Below are 22,375 nucleotides of genomic sequence, written 5' to 3' on the forward strand. Positions count from 1 at the left end.
TAGAATTATAAAAAAAGCCTTACATTAGTTTTGTAAGGCTTTTTATTAAAGTTAATGGGTATCTTGACTGGGTTTAATAACTGGAGGGGTTTTCAATGGAATCGCGAGAAGTAAATAATTAGGCTCACGTAAATCTTTTCCTTGATGAAATCCTGCTAGCCTTTCCCACTGTCCAGCCACAACATAAACGATATCACCTTGGACAGCAATGCCGTCTGGCCAATCAATTCTTGGGTCTCTGGCGATTAAATCCATGTGGCCATCAGGCCAACGCCTCCAGATACTATTATGTTCACCATTGGTTGTATAAATTCGATCTTGAGGATCGTTGGCCAATCCATCAGCAAATCCTTTCTCGCCTAAATCTTTGACATTTTTTTCAAGCGTTCCCTCGCTGGCTTGAAAGTCAGAGAGAATGGCGGTGGGGATAGAATATAAGCGCCGACTGGTTAGTGGGGCATAATAAAGCGTTTTTGAGTCATGACTGAGTGTAATCCCATCTGCCCCACCTACGGGGAAAGAAGGATGTTGTGGGTCGTACAACCTTGGTTTTCCCGCTAAGTAAGCAACAAATCCTTTTTCAGGTTGGGTTGATATATGATTAGCAAGCACTCTGCGTTGTTTTCCAGTGGCAAGATCGACAATAACAAGAGCTGGAGACGTGCCAAAAGAAGAATCTGTGATATAAGCCGTTCCTTTTTCCCCATGGGTTAAGTCAACACGTAAATCATTCAGATGGCTATCTTGTAAAAGTGTTGGTGCATGAATAGGAATGGACGCAATGACTTTATGAGTATGAATATCAAAACCAACAACTTTCGCTGCACCATCAGGAATTCCTTTGATTCCTGCACGTTTACCATCATCAATAACCCATAAATTATTTTGGCTATCTAATGCAATCCCGTGAACTGAAATTAATCGATCTTTCAAAGAGAGATCAGAGGGCAGACTCATTTGATTATTGGGAAAAGGTACCCTCTGTCCATCAATAATTTCTGCTAAGGTAGCATCTTTATGATTTTGTGCATGTCGAGGAAAACTAACAAATATTCGCTTATCGGGGGTTACTGCAATTCCTGAAGGGCCTGGATCTGTAAATTGATCCAGAACCTCTATGCTTCCTGCAGGAATAGCAGAAGGATCACCAGTGTCCCCTAAAGGAGCTGCATAACAGAAAGGACTGCTTTGCAAAAGCATAAATAAAGTAGCGGTTAATAATGTTTTTTTCATAGCAGCTTGCCCGATAGAAGTAAGATTCAGTTAGGTTTAAAAGCGCATTTTAGAATATTGATATGTTAATAAAAGGCGTAAATTTATGCTTTATTGATCTTGGCGTAAAACACTGCCCGCAAGATATAAACTCCCACAAATCAAGATACGTATAGCAGAAGACCTACTTTGTTTATTAAGAGTTGAGAGAGCCTCTTTAACTGTTCCACCTGATATCGCATAGTTATCAGATGCTTTGATAATTTCAGAGATTGGCATGGCCAAATGCTGGTCTGGTTCGACAACGGCTTGAATAGAGGCACTCAAAGGGATTAAAGGAGCCAAATATTCACGAACGTTCTTATTGTCTTTCATTCCAATAATCAAATGCAATGGTTTATCTTGCCATTTATCCTGAATTAATTGTGCCAGTATTTTTCCAGCATCTGGATTGTGACCACCATCTAACCAAATCTCGCTGTCATGAGAAACGAGTTCGGTTAATTTGCCATGAAGTTGCTGTAATCTGGCAGGCCATACTGCTTTGGCGATGCCTTGATAAGCTTGGACAGAGATAGGAAGATTGCTATTTCTGAGCGCAGCAATCGCTAATCCAGCGTTACGAAATTGATGTTGTCCTAAAAGGCTGGGTAATGGCAGTTCCAAACATCCTTTTGCATCTTTATAGATTAGTTGGTTTGCCGTTGGTGTAACACTCCATTCTTGATCTTTAATAAAATAAGGAGCGTTCAAGGAAATAGCAGTTTCTTTGATAACAGTTAATGCTTCGGGGGCTTGCTGATCGACAATAATAGGAATATTTTCCTTGATAATACCAGCTTTCTCGGTGGCAATCTTAGCCAAATTATCCCCTAAGAAAGCCTCATGGTCCATGGAAACAGAGGTAATCACGCTAATCATTGGCGTGATAATATTGGTTGCATCAAAACGTCCACCTAAACCAACTTCAATAATTGCTAAATCAGCAGGATGTTTGGCAAATAAGACAAAAGCAGCAGCGGTTAATACTTCAAAAACAGTAATCGGTTGTTGTTGATTGACGCGTTCGATTTCAATTAACGTTTCAGATAGTTCTTCTTCGCTGACCAACTGTCCTGCAATACGAAAACGCTCTGTCACATCAACAAGGTGAGGAGACGTGGAAACATGAACCTTTAATCCAGCTTCCTCTCCTATAGCTCTTAGAAAAGCACACGTGCTGCCTTTCCCATTGGTTCCAGCAACGTGGATAATAGGGGGCATATGACGTTCAGGATTTCCAAGATTATTGAGTAATCTGACCAATCGATCCAAGGAAAGATCAATGAGAGCAGGATATAATTTATTCAGACGTTCCAAAATTTCACCAGAGCGTCCTGAAAATTCTGTAAGAATAGGAGAAGAAGTAGAAGACATATTATGCAACTTTTTCAGAAGGCTGAGCGGTATTGGATAATAATCTTAGTATTTTAGCTAACGTAGGGCGCAGCTCTTTTCTGCTGGCGACAATATCAACCATTCCATGTTCTAATAAATATTCTGACCGTTGGAAGCCTTCTGGTAATTTTTCATGTACTGTATTTTCAATGACGCGAGGACCAGCAAAGCCAATCAAAGCATTGGGTTCTGCAATATGAATATCACCTAGCATTGCAAAAGAGGCAGTTACCCCACCCGTAGTCGGATCGGTAAAGACGACAATATATGGAATTCCCGCTTCTTTGAGCATTTCCACAGCAATAACCGTACGAGGCATTTGCATCAAACTGAGCATTCCCTCTTGCATTCTTGCCCCACCAGAAGCGGTATACACAATCAAGGGGGTTTGCTGTGCTAAGGCCAAGCGTGCAGCTGCAATAAAACCTTCACCAAACGCAGCGCCCATTGTGCCAGCCATAAATTCAAAAGCCATCACAGCAACAACCGCCTTTTGACCTTCGATGGTTCCATGCGCAACGACAATGGATTCATCAAGCTGTGACTTAGTTTTATTTTCTTTTAAACGGTCTGCATATTTCTTTTTGTCTTTGAACTGCAACGGATCAACAGGTGCTTTGGGAAGATCAAGACGTGTGTAAGAATTAGGATCGAACGTCCAGTCGAACCGTTGTGTCACCGAAGCACGCATATGGTGATTACAATGAGGACAAATATTTAGATTTTTTTCTAAATCTTTGATTAACAGCATTTGACCACAAGAATCACAGTTTTTCCAGACATTATCTGGAACTTCTTTTTTTAAAAACCCTTGGATTTTAGGTCGAACAAATTCGGTAAGCCAGCTCATAAGATAAACCTTTAAGTTTAATAAAATGTTTCAAATAGGATATTGGTTATTTCTGAACGCTATGTGTGCCTTGGGCAAGTAATCTGGCATGCTCAATCACTTTCGTAACAGTATCTTTTGTTGGTTGATTCTTTTCATCCAAAGTAGAGGTCAGCGTTTTTAACAAAGCAGAGCCAACGACAGCAGCATCGGCAATTTTTACTGCATTTGCTGCATGTTCAGGCGTGGATAATCCAAAGCCGATAGCAACCGGTAAATCAGAGGCTTCTCTAATCATTGGAATAGCTTTTTGCAAGCTATCGTTACTGGCTGTGCTTGTGCCTGTAATTCCTGTTATGCTAACGTAATAAATAAACCCAGAGGCTTCTTTTAATACCAATTTTAAACGATCAGGAGACGTTGTTGGGGCGACTAAGTAAATAATATCGATTTGATGCTTGATAGCATAGGGTTTGATATTCTCTATTTCTTCTGGGGGCATATCAACAATAATTAACCCATCAACTCCGGCTTTTTCTGCATCTTGGCAGAATTTTTCATAACCATAATATTCAACAGGATTGGTATATCCCATTAGAATAATGGGGGTATGTTGATTATCATTTCTAAATTCTGAGACCAGTTGCAATGTTTTCTGCATAGTCGCACCCGCTTGCAAAGCACGAATTGCAGCCGCTTGCACTGTGGGACCATCAGCCATAGGGTCACTGAATGGCATCCCAACTTCAATTAGATCGGCTCCAGCCTCTGGTAAAGCGTTTAAAATCTCTAAAGAGGTTTGATAATTGGGATCATTTGCCTCTAGATAAGGAATAAAAGCGCCACGTTTTTGTTGTTTTAACGCGGCAAAACAGTCTGCAATACGGCTCACAATTCCACCTTTAAATATTTAGCAACACTATCAATATCTTTATCACCGCGTCCAGAAAGATTAATAATGATAATATCTTCTTTTGACATGGATGGGGCTATTTTTAATGCATGAGCAATAGCATGGGAACTTTCTAGTGCTGGGATAATCCCTTCTTTGGTTGTGCATAGTTGAAATGCGTTGATGGCCTCATTATCGTTAATGGCTACATATTCAACGCGCTTAATATCATTTAACCATGAATGTTCTGGTCCAACACCAGGATAATCTAAGCCAGCACTGATGCTATAAGGTTCAATGATTTGCCCATCTTCATTTTGTAGCAAATAGGTACGATTCCCATGCAATACGCCAGGAGATCCACGTTCAATGGAGGCAGCTGTTTCACCGCTATCCAAGCCCATTCCACCAGCTTCTACACCAATGAGTTCGACATTACTATCGTCAAGGAAGGGATGAAAAATACCAATTGCATTCGATCCGCCACCAATGGCTGCAATAATTTTATTAGGCAATCTTCCTTCAGCTTCTAAAATTTGTGCTTTGGTCTCATTACCGATCACACATTGGAAATCGCGTACCATGGCAGGGTAGGGATGAGGACCTGCAACTGTTCCCATGAGATAATAGCTATTATGGACATTGGTAACCCAGTCGCGCATTCCCTCATTAATAGCATCTTTTAATGTACCATTTCCTGAGGTCACAGAGACCACTTTGGCGCCGAGTAATTTCATACGAAAGACATTGGGTTTTTGACGCTCAATATCAACAGCACCCATATAAATAACACATTCCATGTTAAATAATGCACAGACAGTTGCAGTGGCAACGCCATGTTGACCAGCACCCGTTTCAGCAATAATACGGGTTTTTCCCATACGACGTGCCAGTAAAATCTGACCCATCACATTATTAATTTTATGTGCGCCAGTATGGTTCAAATCTTCACGCTTTAAGTAAATCTTTGCACCTTGACCAGCATCGGTTAATCTTTGCGCAAGCCATAACGGGCTGGGTCTTCCGACATAATGTTTCAGATAGTAATCAAGTTCCTTTTGAAATGTCGGATCCTTTTGAATATCAGCATATGCTTGCTGTAATTCAAGGATCAAAGGAATTAATGTTTCTGAAACAAAAATACCACCAAAAATGCCAAAGCGACCATGATCGTCAGGTCCTTGGCGCAAGCTATTTAAAGGCAGGTCAGATTCACGCCTCACGTTTTTCTCCTCAAAGATAACTTAATAATTTGTAAGGTTTTTAAAATTTAATTCTATAATATACCATTAATCATAAAGTTAGTCTAAATTATATGAATAGCAAGGTTAAATGAGTTGAAAAAAACTTTGTTAATTAGGTGTGAAATCGCTTAATAAAAAGCGCTTGACACGTAAAAAAAATAAAAGTATTTTTTAGCAATAGTTTAGATATTTATATCTAGCATCCCCTCCTCGTATGGAATTATGTATTTTTATTTATAATCGTTTGTTTAAATTAAAAATCGCTGTTCATTCAATTTGGATATTTATGGGTTTGAACGATATTTCCTTTTTCATTCATGATTTTTTCTATAATTAGAGCTATCAATGCAACTTGCCGACCTTAAGGCTCAATCTCCAGCAGAACTTCTTGCATATGCAGAGAGTTTAGAAATTGAGAATGCATCTTCGCTGCGCAAGCAGGATATGATGTTTGCAATCCTCAAAAAATTTGCAGATAATAATCAAGCAATTTATGGGGAAGGCACATTAGAAATCCTTCCTGATGGTTTTGGGTATTTACGTTCTCCCGAATCCAATTATTTGCCAGGACCTGATGATATCTATGTATCTCCTGCACAGTTAAGACGATTTAGCTTAAGGACTGGGGATACAATTTCAGGCGAAATTCGCGCACCTAAAGAAGGTGAACGATATTTCTCTTTGTTAAAAGTGGATTCTATTAATTTCCAAGATCCAGAAGCCGTCCGTCATCGGATTAACTTTGATGATTTAACGCCGTTATTTCCAAATGAGCGTTTGAAAATGGAAATTCCGTCTTTGATGGAAGGCAAAAATCCCAGCAAAGATTTTACGCATCGTGTAATTGATTTGGTGACACCGATTGGTAAGGGACAACGTGCTTTGGTCGTTGCTCCTCCCAGAACAGGTAAAACGGTCATGTTGCAAAATATTGCAACTGCGATTGCGACCAATCATCCAGAAGCAGTATTGATCGTTTTATTGATCGATGAGCGTCCAGAAGAAGTCACAGATATGATTCGTTCCGTGAAGGGTGAAGTGGTTTCTTCGACATTCGATGAGCCAGCCAATCGTCATGTTCAAGTCGCTGAAATGGTATTGGAAAAAGCCAAGCGCTTGGTTGAGCATAAACGTGATGTAGTGATTTTATTAGATTCGATCACTCGTTTAGCCCGTGCTTATAACACGGTCGTTCCATCATCTGGTAAAGTATTAACAGGTGGTGTGGATGCAAATGCCTTACAACGTCCAAAACGGTTCTTTGGTGCGGCTCGTAATATTGAAGAGGGCGGTTCCTTAACCATTATTGCAACAGCATTGATCGATACGGGTAGCCGTATGGACGAAGTGATCTTTGAAGAGTTTAAAGGCACAGGTAATGCTGAGTTAATCTTGGACCGTAAATTGGCTGATAAACGTACATTCCCTGCGATTGATATTACCAAGAGTGGTACTCGTAAGGAAGAATTACTTGTGGATCGTGCTAGCCTTTCGAAAATCTGGGTATTACGCCGTATTTTGGCACCAATGGGAACCATGGATGCGATGGACTTCTTGCTTGATAAATTAAAATACAGCAAGAATAACCAAGATTTCTTTGATGCGATGAATACGTAATCTTGAACAAATAAGTTAAAAGCCAGCTTTTTTCATTAAAAGCTGGCTTTTTTTATTTGAAAAGCTGTTCCATATTCAATAAATATTCTTTTGTTTCAATACCTTCTCCGCCTGAATATCCTCCAAGTCCATTTTTACCGATTACTCTGTGACAGGGAATAATCAGAGGAATAGGGTTGGCTCCATTGGCACCTCCAATAGAACGAGGGCTGCCCCCTACTATCTTTACAAGCTCTTGATAAGAGCAGGTTTCTCCATAAGGAATATCTTTTAAAGCCTGCCAAACTTTGAGTTGATAGTTGGTACCAAAAGGGCGAACAGGTAACTCAAACTGCTTTAACTGACCATCAAAATAAGCATTAAATTGTTTCTTAGCTTCGATTAATAAGGGCGTTTCTTCCTGAAGACTTCCCCAGCCCCAATCAACAGAAACGATAAATCCATCATCTTCGGCAATGCTGAGTTCCCCTACAGGGGAGTGAAATGATATTTGTGACATATAGAATTAACTTTATTTGTTATAGATTGTTCAGAATATTATATTGTATGAAGAATAAAAAGAAAGAATGATTTATGATGTTTTCATTCTTTATAGGTAAGAAGTTAATGCTTCTTTGAATTTGCTTTTAATGTATGACAGGCATCTTCATTATCGTGTAAACAGACGACAATAAAATAGTCATTTGCTGTTTTTGAGTCTTTTTTCATACCTAGCCCTTGTTGATACATTTTACCAAGAAGATACATTGCTTGCAAATTATCACAACATTTATATTTAAATGCTGTTTCTAAAATGGTTTTTGCTCTTCGATAATCCTTTGGCACATATTGCCCATTTATATAGAGTTGTGCCAACATAATTCCAGGAATGCCTTGAGAGTAAATGGCCGTTTCTTCGTAATATCTTAATAAGCGAATATATTCTTGTAATTGTTGAATGCCATTTTGAATTTCATCACGAGAGCGGTGTAGCTTGATTGCAATGACACCTGATAATCCATGAATGGTTTGATATAGAGGTTGATCTACTAATCCATGTTCACACCTCATCATAGGTAAACCTTTTTCTGCATCCTGTTTTGCGTATTCGTTACATAGTTTTGCATCATGATGTAATTTTTCTTCAAAACTATCCAGCAAGATTTGTGTTTTTATATAGTCATCTGAATTTTGGGCATGAGTGATATTAAACGTTATCATTTTAAAAAACCACCGATTGCTATGTTGATGCAACACTTTGACAAGATAAAAACTGGCTTTATTCTGATCCTTTGGAACATCTTTTCCTTGTGCATAAAGAATAGCCAAAGCAAGCAGGGCTTGTTCATTATTTTTTGCAGCTGCGACTTCTAACAATGGTAATGTTTGATGAATGTTGTTATTTCTTAAAGGTATTTCTGATAAGTTTGGTAACGTCTGCGCATCATTCTCTTGATGAGTTGTCTCAGTTGAAAATTCTTTAAGTTTTTGAATTAATGAAGTTTTTATGTCTGGATCTTGATCTTTGTTTGCGCGATAATACCATAATTGAGCAAAGCCATAACTATAGAGCTCTGAGCCTTCTTTATAATAGTTTTTGGCTATGATGGTTTTTGCTTCTGTGCTACCAAGATTTGCTGCTTTTATTAAAAATTTGAGACCTAACTGTTCTTTACGAAAGACATTTTGCCCATCTATTAATTGTTGTCCATATTGAATCAGTAAATTTGAATTACGTGTTCTTTGTGCGTTGTCTATAAGGATATCTGTATTTTTCTTTTGCGTCTCTCCTTTTTTATACCATGCGAGGGCGGTTTCATAATTTTGTGGAACTATTTTGCCTACTGTATAGATTTTACCTAGATACTCTACACCACAATGATTGTTATTTTGATAGGCTTTTTTTTGCCCATTCAATGGCTTTGGCATATCCTACTTTATTTTGTTGGTCGTTGTACAATGTGATGATTTCACATTGTGCTGGTTTATAGTCAGTATTGGCTAAGGACAAGAGAATATTCATCCCTTGATGATGATCCTCTTTGACATGGTCATAGCCTCTGTAAATCATGCTTCCAAGTTCAAATTGCGCATCTTTATGGCCTTGTTGAGCTGCTTTTTCATACCAAGATTTTGCTTTGACAAGATCGGTGCCCAGTTTCTTTTGATATAACTGACCCATATTATATTCAGCGTTCGCATCACCAGTATTCGCTATTTTCAATCCAAGCTCAATGGCTCTTGCTTTGGTATCATACTTGTTATCAGAACTGCTATGAGAGGCAAGTATATTCGTGATTTCTATCATCTCGGGTATATCAGCATGTTCGGCGGCACGATCAAGCCATTTCATGGCCTTGTTTTTATTATTAAGCTCGTCATTCTTAGAATCAGAATGCTTATCAAAGTAATGTTTTCCCAATTCTATTTGCGCATAAACATTATTTTTTGAAGCCAGTTTTTTCGTGATCTTCAGTGCCTTTTTTCTGGTTTCTTCATGGTCTTCTAAAATATTTACAGCGTCCATTTGCTGTTTGGGCGTACCATTTTTTATAGCATCATTTAGTAATTGAATGGCTTTCTTATCGTTATTATCAAAATAGATGTCGGCTAGTTTAATTTTTGCATTGATAACGCCTTGGTTTGCTTGTTGTTGTAACAATGGAATATCGATATCATCACGACAATATTCTGCAACAACATTGGATGGTGTGGCAGCAACTAAACTTGCGGTAATCAGTAAAATAGATTTTAATTTCATTCAGGATCTCTGGGTGTAACGCACTTTGATTATTTCGATCGATAATAGTATTTATATTCATATATTCCTAGGTCTATATGAGGCTGATGGTGTCTAAGAAAATGATGATGTTTTATATCTAGACCAAGATTTTTGGTCGGATTTATTGATACCAATAGGTTGTGATGATATTCAATAATTGCCAAAAGATTTGGTTTTCAAATAAATTCATGTTCGTAAATCTCATATTTTCGAAAGAACTATTTCTTTATTTCTTGTTTAATTGAGAAAAATATATAAATACTCTGGATTAGCGTCTTCTTTTTGGTGTAAAAGAAGTCAATATTGTCTATCAAAAGACGGTTACAATTTTTATCATGATTGTATAAAGTTAAGCCAACATCCATGAATATATTCACTTCTTCTCACTCTACAATTTTTGCTTTAGCAACAGCTTCTGGCCGTGCTGCGGTTGCGATTATGCGCATTAGTGGCCCTCAAACATTATCTATTTTGGAGAAGCTGTGCAACAGTGTGCCAAAAGTCAGGCAAGCCTCTGTTCGACAATTATGGAGAAGGGGTGATCAAGATGAGTTATTAGATCAAGCTTTGGTTATTTGGTTTAAGGGGTCAAACAGTTATACGGGTGAAGATAGTGCAGAGTTGCATTTACATGCAGGCCCAGCCGTTATCGATGCGGTTGCTGATGCATTGGTTTATTATGGCGCACGGCCTGCACAGGCGGGCGAGTTCAGTAAACGAGCTTTCTTGAATGGTAAAGTTGATTTGCTACAGGCAGAAGGTATTTCCGATCTTGTAGAGGCTGAAACACAAGCTCAACGTCGCCAGGCACTGGAACAGACAGAAGGTAGTTTGAGTATTGTCTATCAAGGATGGGCTCAAAAACTTCGTGAAGTTTTGGCATTTCAGGAGGCACTCATTGATTTTCCTGATGAAGATTTGCCCGAGGAAGTTGAAGAGAATTTAAAGAATACGATCAATAATTTACATCAAGAAATGAAGAATCATTTAAATGATGCTGGTCGTGGTGAGCGTTTGCGTCGTGGGTTGGTGTTTGCGATATTAGGGGCTCCTAACGCAGGTAAATCAAGTTTGTTAAACCTATTAGCAGATCGTGATGCTGCGATTGTAACGGAACAAGCAGGAACCACTCGCGATGCGATTGAGGTTCGTGTTGTTCTAGGTGACGTTCCTGTAACATTGGTTGATACTGCTGGGTTGCGCGAAACAGAAGACTTGATTGAAGCAGAGGGAATTAAGCGTGCACAGAAAATTGGTCGTGAGGCAGATTGTGTGTTATGTCTAACCGATGCTTCTGTTGATGTGTCTGAACCAGAAGTTGAATGCGATTTTTGGATCAGAACAAAAAAAGATCTTAATGTTTCACGTGAAACATTGGAACGAAATAATAACAAAAAACTGTATATTAGCGTTAAAACAGGTGAAGGCATTGACTATTTAAAACAAGTTCTTGCAGAAAAAGCAAAGTTTTTAACGGCAAGGCAGGGGCCACCCCCTTTGACAAGGGTGCGCCATCGTTTGGGGATAGAAGAATGTGTTCAACATTTAGAGGAAGCTCAACGATTGGACTGGCCAGAATTACGAGGGGAAGAATTGCGCCTCGCGATGCAAAGTTTGGGTAGATTAACAGGCACGATTGGTGTAGAGGATTTGTTGGATACAATTTTCAGTCAATTCTGTATCGGTAAATAAGTGTTGGTTGATAAAGCAATGAAAATGAGCAAAAGATAATGGTTAATGAAAAATACGATGTTATTGTTGTAGGTGGTGGTCATGCTGGCAGCGAAGCCGCGGCTGCTTCTGCACGTATGGGCGCAAAAACATTATTGTTAACGCATTATCAACATACGGTTGGGACGATGTCTTGCAATCCTGCAATTGGTGGAATTGGTAAAGGGCATTTGGTGCGTGAAATTGATGCGATGGATGGCATCATGGCGCAAGCAGCTGATCGAGCTGGTATTCATTTTAAACTTTTAAATCGCTCTAAAGGCCCGGCAGTCCATGGTCCACGCGCTCAAGCCGATCGTATTTTGTATCGCCAAGCAATACAGGATCTGTTGGCAGCTACGCCTAACTTAACAATTGTGGAGGGGGCTGTTGCTGACTTGCGCGTTGGGCAAGGAAACTGTATTCAAGGGGTTGTTTGTGAAGATGGACGTGAATTTGTTTCTGGTGCTGTTGTATTAACGACGGGAACCTTTTTACGAGGTATGATTCATATTGGTGAGAAGAGCAGTCCTGCAGGGCGTGTTGGTGAAGATCCAGCAACATTGTTGGGTGCACGTCTAGAGGCGCTTGGACTTAGAATGGGACGTTTGAAAACAGGAACGCCACCTCGTTTATTAAGAACCAGTATTGATATGGAAAGTCTGGCTGAAGATAAAGGTGATGAACAACCAGAATTCTTTAGTCGTTTTACGTTCAAAGCATATAATCCAATGGTGTCATGTCGTATTACGGCAACTACACCTGAAACACACCAAATCATTCAAGATAATATTCATCGTTCAGCCATGTATGGTGGATCCATTACGGGAAAAGGGCCTCGATATTGTCCGTCGATTGAGGATAAAATTGTGCGTTTTGCTGGGCGTGATCGTCATCAATTATTCTTGGAACCAGAAGCATTGCCTCATCATGAAGGTGGAGATTTGATTTACCCAAATGGGATTTCAACAAGTTTAGCAGAAGAAATCCAAGAAAGAATGGTACATTCTATTCCTGGGTTAGAAAAGGCCGTGATTGTACGTCCTGGTTATGCTGTGGAGTATGATTTTATTGACCCACGTTCATTGAATCCTACGTTAGAATTGCCCCAATATGCAGGCCTGTTTTTAGCTGGACAAATTAACGGAACGACAGGTTATGAAGAGGCTGCAGCGCAAGGGTTGTTGGCTGGATTAAATGCAGCATTACATGCAAGTGGATCAGATAAAATTACCATTGATCGTAGTCAAGGCTATATTGGGGTGATGATCGATGATTTAACTACGCAAGGGGTGACGGAACCTTATCGTATGTTTACTTCACGTGCGGAATATCGGTTGACGTTGCGTGCAGATAATGCGGATGTGCGACTAACGCCATTAGGTGAAAAGCTAGGGTGCGTCGGTACAGAACGTTTGGCATTATATCGTCAAGATCAAAATTATATCCAACAAGCAGTCGAGCGGGCGAGGGAAGAGAAGTTCTTACCTAAAACTCTATTGGAACAAGGGTTGACAATCTCCTCTGATGGACGTTGGCGTTCTTTCTTCGAGGTGCTTTCATTGATGCCTTCACAGGAATCGATATCTCAATTAGCCCCTTGGTTTGTCGAGCTCCCTAAAAATATTCAAGAATATGTACGAACAGAAGCACGATATGATGGGTATTTAGTAAGGCAAGCACGTGAAATACGGCAATTAGATCAAGAAGCAAAAATTACGTTCCCTGTAGATTTAGACTACAAGCAAATCGGTGGATTAAGTCGTGAAATGCAGGAACGTTTAGAGGCTGTAAGGCCTGTTAGCTTCAGCGCAGCACAGCGTATACCTGGGGTAACGCCTTCGGCTTTGATGGCGATTTTGGCACATATTCGCAGCTTGGATGGGGTATCAAAGCATGCAGTTAAAGAATGAAGATGCTAATTTATTAGAAAATGTTTCACGTGAAACAAAAGAAAAACTAGAGCTTTATGTTTCTTTGTTACAGCAATGGAATACCAAGATAAATCTTGTCTCAAAACAAACGATCGATCAAATATGGGATCGTCATATTTTGGACAGTTTGCAATTGGCAAGTTTTATTGATCCATCCGTTGGGTCGATTGCTGATTTTGGCTCTGGTGGAGGGTTTCCTGGGTTGGTGTTGGCGATTGTGACAGGAATACCAATAACGCTTATTGAATCTGATATGCGTAAGACTGTTTTCTTACGAGAAGTTGCCAGACAAACGCAAGCAAACGTTAATATTTTATGTAAACGTATTGAACAAGTAGATATTCCTTCTGTGGATGTGATTACAGCAAGAGCCTTGGCTTCTTTAGAGATTTTACTATCATTTTCTGAAAATAGAGTTAAAGAAAATGGATATTGTTTGTTCCTAAAAGGTCGGCAAGTCGATGATGAAATCGCAGAAGCACAGCAAAATTGGGAATTTGACTATTTGAAAATTCCTAGCAAGACCAGCTCCGATGGGGTTATAGTAAAAATCAATCAATTTAGACATATTGTGTAAGAAGTATGACCGAGAAAAATAAAAAACAAAAGACACCTCATATCTTGGCAATCGCCAATCAAAAAGGAGGGGTTGGGAAAACGACAACAGCAATTAATCTGGCAACAGCATTGGCAGAAAAGAAAAAGGTTTTATTGATTGATTTAGACTCTCAGGGGAATAGTTCCACAGCATTAGGCGTTGATTATAATGATCGTGCTCTTGGAACCTATAATTTGTTGATTGATGGGGCTGTCAGTGAAGGAATGATTAAACAAGGAGTTGTTCCTAATTTATCATTAATTACGGCTGATGGAAATTTGGCTGGTGCAGAGTTAGAATTGATTGATGTTGAAAAGCGGGAATTTCGGTTAAAGAATGCGTTGACGACTTTGCCTCAACATTATGATTACATTTTAATTGATTGCCCACCTAGTTTAGGCATGTTGACATTAAATGCTTTGGTTGCTGCAAATGGATTGATTGTGCCATTGCAATGTGAGTTTTTGGCATTGGAGGGGATCAGTCATCTTGTTAAAACGGTAACAAGAGTGCAAAAATCTTTAAACCCTGAATTAGATATCAGAGCCATTGTTTTAACAATGTATGATAAACGTAATAAGCTCTCTGAACTGGTTGCTGAAGATACCAAAGCATTCTTTGGTGAAAAAGTTTGTAAAACGGTAATTCCTAGAAATATTCGTATTTCAGAAGCTCAAAGTTATGGTAAACCCATTATGCTATATGATCGTAGATCTGCAGGGGCTGTGGCTTATATGAGCCTTGCCAAAGAGCTGACACGTCGTTTTCAATAGGGTAAAAAGGTAGATCGTTATGGCTGGTAAAAAAGGGCAAGAGAAGGCACGTTTGGGAAGAGGCTTAGCTGCTTTATTAGGAAATGCGGTAGAAGAAACTGTACAGCGTTCTCAAAAAAATAGCGCAGATTTATCCAATGCGCCAATATCTTTGTTGAATGTGCCAATTGAATTTGTTGAGCCTGGTCCTTTTCAACCTCGTCAGGTCATGATGCCAGAAGCATTGCAAGAACTAGCAGATTCAATCAAGCATCATGGAATTTTACAACCCTTATTAGTGCGCGAGAAACCAGGGTCTCAAGGGCATTACCAGATTATTGCAGGTGAACGTCGTTGGCGTGCAGCGCAGCTTGCAACTATTCATGAGGTTCCGGTTCGTGTTTGTCAGCTTAGTGACAGTGACGCGATGGCTGCGGCTTTGGTTGAGAATTTGCAGCGTGCAGATTTAAATATCGTTGAGGAAGCTGAAGGTTTTTCTAGGCTATTAGAAGAATTTGAACTGACACAAGATGAGTTGGCTTCGGCTGTCGGAAAATCGCGTCCTCATATCGCAAATACTATTCGTTTATTACAGTTGCCACAGGAAGTTCGTCAGTTTTTGAAAGAGGGAAAATTGACAGCCGGGCATGCGAGAGCGTTATTAATGCATCCCGATCCTGTAGCTGCTGCAAAAGAAGTGATACAACGTGGACTAACTGTACGTCAAACCGAAGAGTTGGTAAAGCGCGATCAAGAAAAAAAACCAAGAACGCACAAGGAAATAGAGCCTTTGGACGCAGAAATCAAACTGCTTGAAAAAGATTTGCGCAGCAAATTAGGATTGAATATTCAAATCAAATTTGATGGTAAAGGTGGCTCCGTGCAAATTTATTATAAATCTTTGGAACAATTTGATGAGTTATTGGGATTGTTAAAAAAATAAAGAACTACATTTTTTTTTTGAGATTATTTTTTTGCTCTGTTTGTTTAATAAATTGTGACCTTTAATATGTCGAAGAAATTATTAGGTGTTTCGAGATGAGGGGTAATTTTGTATGCAAAAATAGCCTTATGAGACTATGTTAATCTCTTAAAAATACCGTGGCTATGCAACTTATCCGGTAATGGGATATGATATATCAGTAAAATGTCTGGTTTTGGTCAATCTAGGATGTTCGTTGATACAGCGATTAATATTGTGTTTTTTTAGGTCGATAATTTGAGTTGTGGATATATAAAATATTTGCAACTTTGTAAAAATAATACTGTTTTCTCTATAAACCGCATAAATAATTAATAGAAATTTACGGAATTACTGAGATTTAAAACTTGTATTTTAAATGAGGCTTTGATATTGATAATGGCAATTCTTAGATGGGTGCATAGCTCAGTTGGTAGAGCAGCTGACTCTTAATCAGCGGGCCCAAGGTTCGAACCCTTGTGCACCCACCAAGCTTAGACAGATATAGCTATTATCATATAGCAGCATTTTTATTTTTTCTTATTAGCATAAAAAATGCTTGTAAAATAATTAAAATAAAAGCAGCAATAACTGTTGCAGGACCAATGCCACCCAATTCCCAGTAATGAATAGAGACATAAAGCATAGGTAAGAAGATTAAGACATCAATCCCTTTGGCATAAATGGCTCCACTTGTGTTGCCTGTCGTAATTAAAATAGGTTCCAATGACATTCCCCAGGTTAAAATGAGCTCTGCTCCTGCTAGCCAATATAACAGGGTAAGGGTCTCAGGGGGCGGGTCCTTGTGCAAGAGTAAATGCATAATGGGCACGGCAATGTAGGGCAGAACTAAAAGAACAAGAGAGGTAAAAACGCCTGCTGATATTGTAATTTGTGATGCCATTTTATAGAGATGAGAAGGTTTATTGCTCTGCCAAGAACGCACCATTTCTGGGTATAAAGTGGATTGTAATAAGACAATTGGCTTTGCCATGGCTTCTGCGATTTTATTGGCAATATTATAATATCCAGCAGCAATGGGGCCCAAAATCCCGCCAATAACGAGCGTTGTAACTTGTTTAAATGCCAAAGAAAACGTCATATTTAAATTAGTGTTCCAAGCAAATCTCCATATTCCAGGTAAATCTTTTGTTAACCCGTGATTGATTCCTTTTAAAAAGTTTTTTAATAATCCATGTAGATGTAATTGGTATAATGCAAAAGCAAGAAAAGTGGTCAGGTTGATAATTGCTGCCAACATCCATATTCCTACGGCATCTGCCAGTCCACCCCCGATTAAAATCAAGCAAACCATTCCTAAGACGCGAATAAAATTAGCGACAGTCCCTTGTATCGCGATAAGGTCATATCTATTCAGCAGTCTTAAAATTCCATTGGAAGTGGCACTGGTTGTGAAAATAACGCTGCAACTGTAAAAAATGCCTAAGTAACGCCATTCAGCGGGCCATCCTAAATAAGAACTGCAATAAATAGCGCATAATAAACCAACAATAAGCGCAAAGACGCCACTACAAATATCTAGGAAAAATGAAAATCGTAATACGCGTTGTAATAAAGGAATATCCTTGTTTTTATAGGATTTAAATCCATAATGTAATACGGTTTGCCAAGACTGAAACTCGGCCAAATCGCCAATGGTTTGGGAAAAAGAATGTATTAAAATAAGAAAGCCATAGCCTTTATCCCCTAATAGATGGGTGGTTAAAGAAATTTGTAATAGACCAAGGGGGACATTAACAGCTTTACCGCTTAATAGTTTTAAAAGATTACGCCCTGAACGTCTTAAACTACCCGTATTAGAAGGGGGAGTGGTTGTATGAAACACTATATATTCCCCAATGGTTGATAATTTTAATCATTGTAAAGTTTCTTGTAGATTTCGTTATCTTAAACTTATCAGGCTTACTTCATATAATTTAAATGAAATAAGATCTTTATTGTTCAAAACATAGGATATTCATTGATTGTTAATCCACGCCAATGATTTTGGTTATTTTCTAAAACGGTTAGAGATAGGTTTACAATAGAAAGTGACAATGCAGAATCTACGGGAATCTTTAAACTATGGGCAATGGCGGCTCTAATTGCACCCCCATGAGAGATGATAATGACGTCTTGCCCTTGATGTGTTTGGGTAAGTTGTTCTAACCTTTTTCCAACGCGTTTTGTTACATCATACATTGTTTCACCATTGGGAGGTATTTCTTTAGCGCAAAAAGGCCAAAAAGGATGAGGAGGATATTGATAATATTGATTAGCTACCCCATGGGCTTTTCCCTGCCAATCTCCGAGATGTTGTTCTATGAAAGAATCGTCTATTTGAATAGGACATTGCCCATAACCAGCGTTTTGGATTAGCTTGGCAGTATCTTGTGTTCGGGAAAGCGACGTTGTGAACCAAGATGTTGATTGGGGTAGCCTGTTCGCTAAATGTTGATAAATATGGAGCTGCTGCTTTATGTGATCTGGGCATAATAAGACATCCATAGTGCCATAAAGATATTCTCTGTCTTTTTGATTAACAATAGCGTGGCGGACAAACCAAAAACGTGTTGTGTTTTGTAATAACGTAGGGTTATCTAAAAATTGATACGTATTTTTTGTCATTTTAATTTGATGAAATCCCAGAATAGATGAAGATGCTTAGCTTTATTTAAGATACCTTATTATCAAGGAAAGTAAATTACTTGATATTATGTATAGACAAGGCTAAAAAAGAACAAAGTTTTGACTTTAAAGTTTTTTAAAGGTGTATTTTAGTTATGCAAATCCTTGTTACGGGCGGTTGTGGTTTTATTGGTTCTGCTGTGGTTCGTCATTTGATTCATAATACCAAACATTCAGTGGTCAATGTTGATGTATTAACTTATTCAGCTTCTCTTGAAACAGTTGCTGAAATTGAGCAAGACGATCGGTATCATTTTTGTCAGGTGAATATCACGGATGCCGTGGCACTAACAAAAGTTTTTGAAGAATTTAAGCCAGATGCAGTGATGCATCTAGCTGCAGAATCTCATGTTGATCGGTCGATTGATGGTCCTGGGGTGTTTGTTGAAACAAATGTTGTTGGTACGTATACTTTGTTGAACGTGGCGTATGAATATTGGAAAAATTTGACTGAAGATCAGAAAAAGAATTTCCGTTTTCATCACATTTCAACCGATGAGGTTTTTGGTCATCTTGAAATCAATGACCCACCATTCACAGAAACAACCCCCTATGATCCCCGTAGTCCATATTCTGCATCAAAAGCAGCTTCAGATCACTTAGTGCGTGCTTGGTTTCATACTTATGGATTACCAACGTTCGTTACAAATACGACAAACAACTATGGTGTTTGGCATTTCCCAGAAAAGTTAGTCCCTTTGATTATTATTAATGCTTTAGAGGGCAAAGACTTACCTGTTTATGGTAAGGGCGATAATATCCGTGACTGGTTATTTGTTGAAGATCATGCCGAAGCATTAGTAAAAGCAGTTGAGATTGGTGAGCCAGGTGAAACTTATGCAATTGGTGCAAAACAACCTAGAACTAATTTAGATGTTGTAAGAGCAATTTGCTCTATTTTAGATGAGTTAAGACCAGATTCAAATGGCAAATACGAACGGTTAATCAAATTCGTAGGCGATCGTCCTGGCCATGATTTCCGTTATGAAATTGATCCTTCTCATGCTGAAAAATCCTTAGATTGGAAAGCAAAGCACAATTTTGAAACTGGGATTCGTAAGACGGTTCAATGGTATTTAGATAACCAAGAATGGTGGCAATCTATTCGTGATAAGCGGTATAGTGGTCAACGCTTAGGTATGAAATAAGGAAGCCAAGATGCAAGAAAAACCAATGAAGGGGATTGTACTAGCGGGGGGATCTGGAACCCGTTTACATCCATTAACCTTGGCATCTAGTAAACAATTATTGCCTGTTTATGATAAGCCTATGATCTATTATCCGTTGTCGACGTTAATGTTAGCGGGCATTCGGGATATTATGATTATATCAACCCCACAAGATACCCCTCAATTTAAAAGGCTATTGGGCGATGGATCTGATTGGGGCGTAAATTTTGAATATTGCGTTCAGCCCAAGCCCGATGGATTAGCGCAGGCCTTTGTTCTTGGTAAAGATTGGTTGGACGGTGCACCGTGTGCGTTGGTTCTTGGGGATAATTTAATATTCGCAGATCATCTAAGTATCCTTTTACAGCAAGCTGCACAACGTCAGAATGGTGCAACGGTATTTGCGTATCAAGTACGTGATCCCGAGCGTTATGGTGTTGTTTCTTTTGACGAAGATGGTAGAGCACAACAAATTATTGAAAAACCAATTGATCCACCATCAAACTGGGCTGTAACAGGATTATATTTCTATGATTCTAAAGTGACAGAGTATGCTAAAGAAGTAAAACTTTCTCCCCGTGGAGAGTATGAAATTACTGATCTCAATAAAATGTATCTTGATAATCAAGAGCTGCGCGTTGAACGGCTAGGGCGTGGGTGTGCATGGCTGGATGCAGGCATGCCAGACAGTTTGATGCAAGCAGGGACTTTTGTACAAACAATTCAGTCTCGTCAAGGAATGTTAGTTGGCTCACCAGAAGAAGTGGCTTTTCGTCGTGGATTTATTGATGCTGACCAATTGCGTGTATTGGCTAAAAGAGTACACAAAACTGAATTAGGTCGTATGTTATTTGAATTAGCAAATGATGTTCATCATAAAGATAATAAACAATTGTAAAGAGATAGACGCATGAAGATAGAATTTTTAGCTATTCCTGAGGTTGCTCTTATTACGCCTCCTCGTTTTCAAGATAATCGTGGTTTTTTTTCTGAAACCTATAATGCAGAACGGTTAAAAGAAGCAGGAATCCATTTGCCTTTTGTACAAGATAATCAAAGTCTTTCTACTCAAAGAGGTGTCGTTCGTGGGTTGCATTGTCAATTAGAACCTCATGCACAAGGAAAGCTTGTTCGTTGTACTCAAGGTTCTATTTGGGATGTGGCGATTGATGCTCGTACGGGGTCTCCAACTTATGGTAAATGGGTTGGCGCAGAGCTCTCTGCAGATAATTGGTCACAATTATGGATTCCACCTGGGTTTTTACATGGTTTTTGTACGTTAACAGATAACGTAATGGTACAATATAAATGCACAGGTTTATATGACAAAGCCAGTGAACGTGCAGTTCGTTGGGATTGTAAAGATCTTGCGATTGATTGGCCGATTAAGCCAGAAGAAGCAATCTTGTCTGATAAAGATGCACAAAATCCAGGGTTTGCCGAAGCAAAGGGCTGGTTTTCATATTCAAAATAGGGGAATATTAATGACAATTCTTGTCATCGGCGGAAAGAATGGACAATTAGCGGAATCATTTAAACTTTTAAATGATGATCGTTTAGTGTTTGTTGGTCGTCCAGAATTTGATTTTACACAACCTGATACATTAAAGAGCGTTTTTCAAGGCGATCAGAAGCCCGAATTGATTATTAATACAGCAGCTTGGACTGCGGTTGATGCTGCTGAAACCAACCAAGAAGATGCTTATTTGGTCAATCGTGATGGCCCTGCACAATTAGCAAAATTATGTGCTGTTTATGATGTGCCATTGATTCACGTTTCAACAGATTATGTTTTTTCCGGTGATAAAGGTTCGCCTTATACAGAAACGGATCCTGTTTCTCCTGAAACTGTTTATGGTGCAAGTAAAGCCGAGGGCGAGCAAGCTATTTTGGCTGCTCAACCTAATAGCGTGATTTTAAGAACAGCTTGGGTTTACTCTGCTCATAATAAAAACTTTGTTCTCACAATGATTAATGCTGGTGCGAAAAATCCTGCACTAAAAGTTGTTGGTGATCAACATGGTAACCCAACTTGTTCCGATGATTTGGCTTGGGCAATTATGCAAATTGCTGATCGTTATTTAAAAGAAGGTTGGAATTCAGAGTGGAACGGTATTTACCATGCTGTTGGTACTGGGGATGCGACTTGGTATGAGTTGGCTACAGAAGCACTGCAACAAGCAGCTCTATATGGTCAGAAAATGCCAGAAGTATCAGCGATTAAAACAGAAGATTGGCCAACCCCTGCAAAACGTCCACAAGATTCTCGTTTAAATACAGATAAATTATATCAAATATTTAATGTACGTTTGCCCAAATGGCAGGATAGTGTGGCAAAAGTTGTGAAAACAGTTTTTAGTGCTTGATTTTCCTAAGATATATTTAGATGAAAAGCCCTGAGACAATCAGGGCTTTTTTATTGGGTTATCCATTATTTCAGCATATGTGCTGACGTAAATATCATTTGTTAGCTTATAAAATAGTTTTTCTTAGATGATGAATTATTACGAATGTTGTAGCTGTATATGTCTCACCAATAGTTACAGAAAACGATATAGATTTGGATATTTA

General features: G+C 38.9%; 20 protein-coding genes and 1 tRNA gene. 11 read left to right on the top strand and 10 right to left on the bottom strand.

Annotation, left to right across the window (positions count from 1 at the left end; all coding sequences use genetic code 11):
• Positions 1–51: 51 nt before the first annotated feature.
• The 5 genes from PQG54_RS05965 to trpB form a co-directional block, all read right to left on the bottom strand.
• On the bottom strand, positions 52–1,233 hold the full coding sequence (locus PQG54_RS05965) for an L-dopachrome tautomerase-related protein (protein WP_271789687.1): 1,182 nt from the start codon (positions 1,231–1,233) through the stop codon (positions 52–54).
• A 90-nt stretch (positions 1,234–1,323) separates the two neighbouring features.
• Complete coding sequence (locus PQG54_RS05970; protein WP_271789686.1) at positions 1,324–2,628, bottom strand: bifunctional folylpolyglutamate synthase/dihydrofolate synthase; 1,305 nt, start codon at positions 2,626–2,628, stop codon at positions 1,324–1,326.
• Position 2,629: 1 nt separating this feature from the next.
• Entirely contained in the window at positions 2,630–3,499 is an 870-nt protein-coding gene (accD, locus tag PQG54_RS05975) for an acetyl-CoA carboxylase, carboxyltransferase subunit beta (protein ID WP_271789685.1), read from the bottom strand.
• Positions 3,500–3,545: 46 nt separating this feature from the next.
• Complete coding sequence (trpA, locus tag PQG54_RS05980; RefSeq protein ID WP_271789684.1) at positions 3,546–4,370, bottom strand: tryptophan synthase subunit alpha; 825 nt, start codon at positions 4,368–4,370, stop codon at positions 3,546–3,548.
• The gene (trpB, locus tag PQG54_RS05985) at positions 4,367–5,593 is read right to left on the bottom strand and encodes a tryptophan synthase subunit beta (protein WP_271789683.1); all 1,227 of its coding nucleotides are present in this window, start codon (positions 5,591–5,593) and stop codon (positions 4,367–4,369) included. Before trpB ends, trpA begins: the two co-directional genes overlap by 4 nt.
• A 366-nt stretch (positions 5,594–5,959) precedes the next feature.
• Between trpB and rho the strand changes: the two genes are divergently transcribed.
• Positions 5,960–7,231 carry a transcription termination factor Rho gene (gene rho / locus PQG54_RS05990; protein WP_271789682.1) on the top strand — a complete coding sequence of 424 codons (1,272 nt, stop codon included), beginning with the start codon at positions 5,960–5,962 and terminating at the stop codon, positions 7,229–7,231.
• Positions 7,232–7,283: 52 nt separating this feature from the next.
• Here the strand turns inward: rho and PQG54_RS05995 are convergent, their stop codons facing one another.
• The 3 genes from PQG54_RS05995 to PQG54_RS06005 all read right to left on the bottom strand — a co-directional run bounded on the left by PQG54_RS05995 (position 7,284) and on the right by PQG54_RS06005 (position 9,971).
• A complete protein-coding gene (locus tag PQG54_RS05995; RefSeq protein ID WP_271789681.1) occupies positions 7,284–7,730 on the bottom strand; it encodes a methylated-DNA--[protein]-cysteine S-methyltransferase in 447 nt (148 codons plus the stop codon).
• Positions 7,731–7,834: 104 nt separating this feature from the next.
• Positions 7,835–9,139 carry a tetratricopeptide repeat protein gene (locus tag PQG54_RS06000; RefSeq protein WP_271789680.1) on the bottom strand — a complete coding sequence of 435 codons (1,305 nt, stop codon included), beginning with the start codon at positions 9,137–9,139 and terminating at the stop codon, positions 7,835–7,837.
• Entirely contained in the window at positions 9,096–9,971 is an 876-nt protein-coding gene (locus tag PQG54_RS06005) for a tetratricopeptide repeat protein (protein ID WP_271789679.1), read from the bottom strand. The genes PQG54_RS06000 and PQG54_RS06005 overlap by 44 nt, the downstream gene beginning before the upstream one ends.
• Before the next feature lie 384 nt (positions 9,972–10,355).
• Between PQG54_RS06005 and mnmE the strand changes: the two genes are divergently transcribed.
• The 6 genes from mnmE (at position 10,356) to PQG54_RS06035 (ending at position 16,438) form a co-directional block, all read left to right on the top strand.
• Positions 10,356–11,684 carry a tRNA uridine-5-carboxymethylaminomethyl(34) synthesis GTPase MnmE gene (gene mnmE / locus PQG54_RS06010; RefSeq protein WP_271789678.1) on the top strand — a complete coding sequence of 443 codons (1,329 nt, stop codon included), beginning with the start codon at positions 10,356–10,358 and terminating at the stop codon, positions 11,682–11,684.
• Between the two features lie 38 nt (positions 11,685–11,722).
• Positions 11,723–13,615, top strand: a complete 1,893-nt coding sequence (gene mnmG, locus PQG54_RS06015) for a tRNA uridine-5-carboxymethylaminomethyl(34) synthesis enzyme MnmG (RefSeq protein ID WP_271789677.1) — start codon at positions 11,723–11,725, stop codon at positions 13,613–13,615.
• Positions 13,599–14,213, top strand: coding sequence for a 16S rRNA (guanine(527)-N(7))-methyltransferase RsmG (rsmG, locus tag PQG54_RS06020; protein WP_271789676.1), 615 nt, complete (start codon positions 13,599–13,601; stop codon positions 14,211–14,213). The genes mnmG and rsmG overlap by 17 nt, the downstream gene beginning before the upstream one ends.
• A 5-nt stretch (positions 14,214–14,218) precedes the next feature.
• On the top strand, positions 14,219–15,007 hold the full coding sequence (locus tag PQG54_RS06025) for a ParA family protein (protein ID WP_271789675.1): 789 nt from the start codon (positions 14,219–14,221) through the stop codon (positions 15,005–15,007).
• Between the two features lie 19 nt (positions 15,008–15,026).
• Positions 15,027–15,929 (top strand): ParB/RepB/Spo0J family partition protein, encoded by a 903-nt coding sequence (locus PQG54_RS06030; RefSeq protein ID WP_271789674.1) that lies wholly within the window; start codon positions 15,027–15,029, stop codon positions 15,927–15,929.
• A 433-nt stretch (positions 15,930–16,362) separates the two neighbouring features.
• Positions 16,363–16,438: transfer RNA gene (locus PQG54_RS06035), tRNA-Lys, on the top strand.
• 23 nt (positions 16,439–16,461) lie between these two features.
• On the opposite strand, the gene PQG54_RS06040 is transcribed toward PQG54_RS06035, so the two are convergent.
• Complete coding sequence (locus tag PQG54_RS06040) at positions 16,462–17,793, bottom strand: lipopolysaccharide biosynthesis protein (RefSeq protein ID WP_271789673.1); 1,332 nt, start codon at positions 17,791–17,793, stop codon at positions 16,462–16,464.
• A gap of 116 nt (positions 17,794–17,909) precedes the next feature.
• Positions 17,910–18,575, bottom strand: coding sequence for a histidine phosphatase family protein (locus tag PQG54_RS06045; protein ID WP_271789672.1), 666 nt, complete (start codon positions 18,573–18,575; stop codon positions 17,910–17,912).
• Between the two features lie 155 nt (positions 18,576–18,730).
• On the opposite strand from PQG54_RS06045, the gene rfbB reads away from it, so the two are divergent.
• From rfbB to rfbD, 4 genes are read left to right on the top strand one after another with little or no spacing between them, the layout of a single operon-like run.
• Positions 18,731–19,783, top strand: a complete 1,053-nt coding sequence (rfbB, locus tag PQG54_RS06050) for a dTDP-glucose 4,6-dehydratase (RefSeq protein WP_271789671.1) — start codon at positions 18,731–18,733, stop codon at positions 19,781–19,783.
• A 10-nt stretch (positions 19,784–19,793) separates the two neighbouring features.
• Positions 19,794–20,702: a glucose-1-phosphate thymidylyltransferase RfbA gene (rfbA, locus tag PQG54_RS06055; RefSeq protein WP_271789670.1), complete on the top strand. Its 909-nt coding sequence runs from the start codon at positions 19,794–19,796 to the stop codon at positions 20,700–20,702.
• Between the two features lie 12 nt (positions 20,703–20,714).
• Positions 20,715–21,278 carry a dTDP-4-dehydrorhamnose 3,5-epimerase gene (gene rfbC, locus PQG54_RS06060; protein ID WP_271789669.1) on the top strand — a complete coding sequence of 188 codons (564 nt, stop codon included), beginning with the start codon at positions 20,715–20,717 and terminating at the stop codon, positions 21,276–21,278.
• Positions 21,279–21,288: 10 nt separating this feature from the next.
• Positions 21,289–22,170, top strand: coding sequence for a dTDP-4-dehydrorhamnose reductase (gene rfbD, locus PQG54_RS06065; RefSeq protein ID WP_271789668.1), 882 nt, complete (start codon positions 21,289–21,291; stop codon positions 22,168–22,170).
• Positions 22,171–22,375 lie beyond the last annotated feature (205 nt).

The sequence above is a fragment of the Commensalibacter communis genome, assembly GCF_947179015.1.
GTDB lineage: Bacteria > Pseudomonadota > Alphaproteobacteria > Acetobacterales > Acetobacteraceae > Commensalibacter > Commensalibacter communis.

Excerpts from the sequence above, each read along its gene's own strand:
- PQG54_RS05965 (WP_271789687.1), bottom strand. The coding sequence starts at position 1,233 with ATGAAAAAAACATTATTAACCGCTACTTTATTTATGCTTTTGCAAAGC.
- PQG54_RS05970 (WP_271789686.1), bottom strand. The coding sequence starts at position 2,628 with ATGTCTTCTACTTCTTCTCCTATTCTTACAGAATTTTCAGGACGCTCT.
- accD (WP_271789685.1), bottom strand. The coding sequence starts at position 3,499 with ATGAGCTGGCTTACCGAATTTGTTCGACCTAAAATCCAAGGGTTTTTA.
- rho (WP_271789682.1), top strand. The coding sequence starts at position 5,960 with ATGCAACTTGCCGACCTTAAGGCTCAATCTCCAGCAGAACTTCTTGCA.
- PQG54_RS05995 (WP_271789681.1), bottom strand. The coding sequence starts at position 7,730 with ATGTCACAAATATCATTTCACTCCCCTGTAGGGGAACTCAGCATTGCC.
- PQG54_RS06000 (WP_271789680.1), bottom strand. The coding sequence starts at position 9,139 with ATGCCAAAGCCATTGAATGGGCAAAAAAAAGCCTATCAAAATAACAAT.
- PQG54_RS06005 (WP_271789679.1), bottom strand. The coding sequence starts at position 9,971 with ATGAAATTAAAATCTATTTTACTGATTACCGCAAGTTTAGTTGCTGCC.
- mnmE (WP_271789678.1), top strand. The coding sequence starts at position 10,356 with ATGAATATATTCACTTCTTCTCACTCTACAATTTTTGCTTTAGCAACA.
- mnmG (WP_271789677.1), top strand. The coding sequence starts at position 11,723 with ATGGTTAATGAAAAATACGATGTTATTGTTGTAGGTGGTGGTCATGCT.
- rsmG (WP_271789676.1), top strand. The coding sequence starts at position 13,599 with ATGCAGTTAAAGAATGAAGATGCTAATTTATTAGAAAATGTTTCACGT.
- PQG54_RS06025 (WP_271789675.1), top strand. The coding sequence starts at position 14,219 with ATGACCGAGAAAAATAAAAAACAAAAGACACCTCATATCTTGGCAATC.
- PQG54_RS06030 (WP_271789674.1), top strand. The coding sequence starts at position 15,027 with ATGGCTGGTAAAAAAGGGCAAGAGAAGGCACGTTTGGGAAGAGGCTTA.
- PQG54_RS06045 (WP_271789672.1), bottom strand. The coding sequence starts at position 18,575 with ATGACAAAAAATACGTATCAATTTTTAGATAACCCTACGTTATTACAA.
- rfbB (WP_271789671.1), top strand. The coding sequence starts at position 18,731 with ATGCAAATCCTTGTTACGGGCGGTTGTGGTTTTATTGGTTCTGCTGTG.
- rfbA (WP_271789670.1), top strand. The coding sequence starts at position 19,794 with ATGCAAGAAAAACCAATGAAGGGGATTGTACTAGCGGGGGGATCTGGA.
- rfbC (WP_271789669.1), top strand. The coding sequence starts at position 20,715 with ATGAAGATAGAATTTTTAGCTATTCCTGAGGTTGCTCTTATTACGCCT.
- rfbD (WP_271789668.1), top strand. The coding sequence starts at position 21,289 with ATGACAATTCTTGTCATCGGCGGAAAGAATGGACAATTAGCGGAATCA.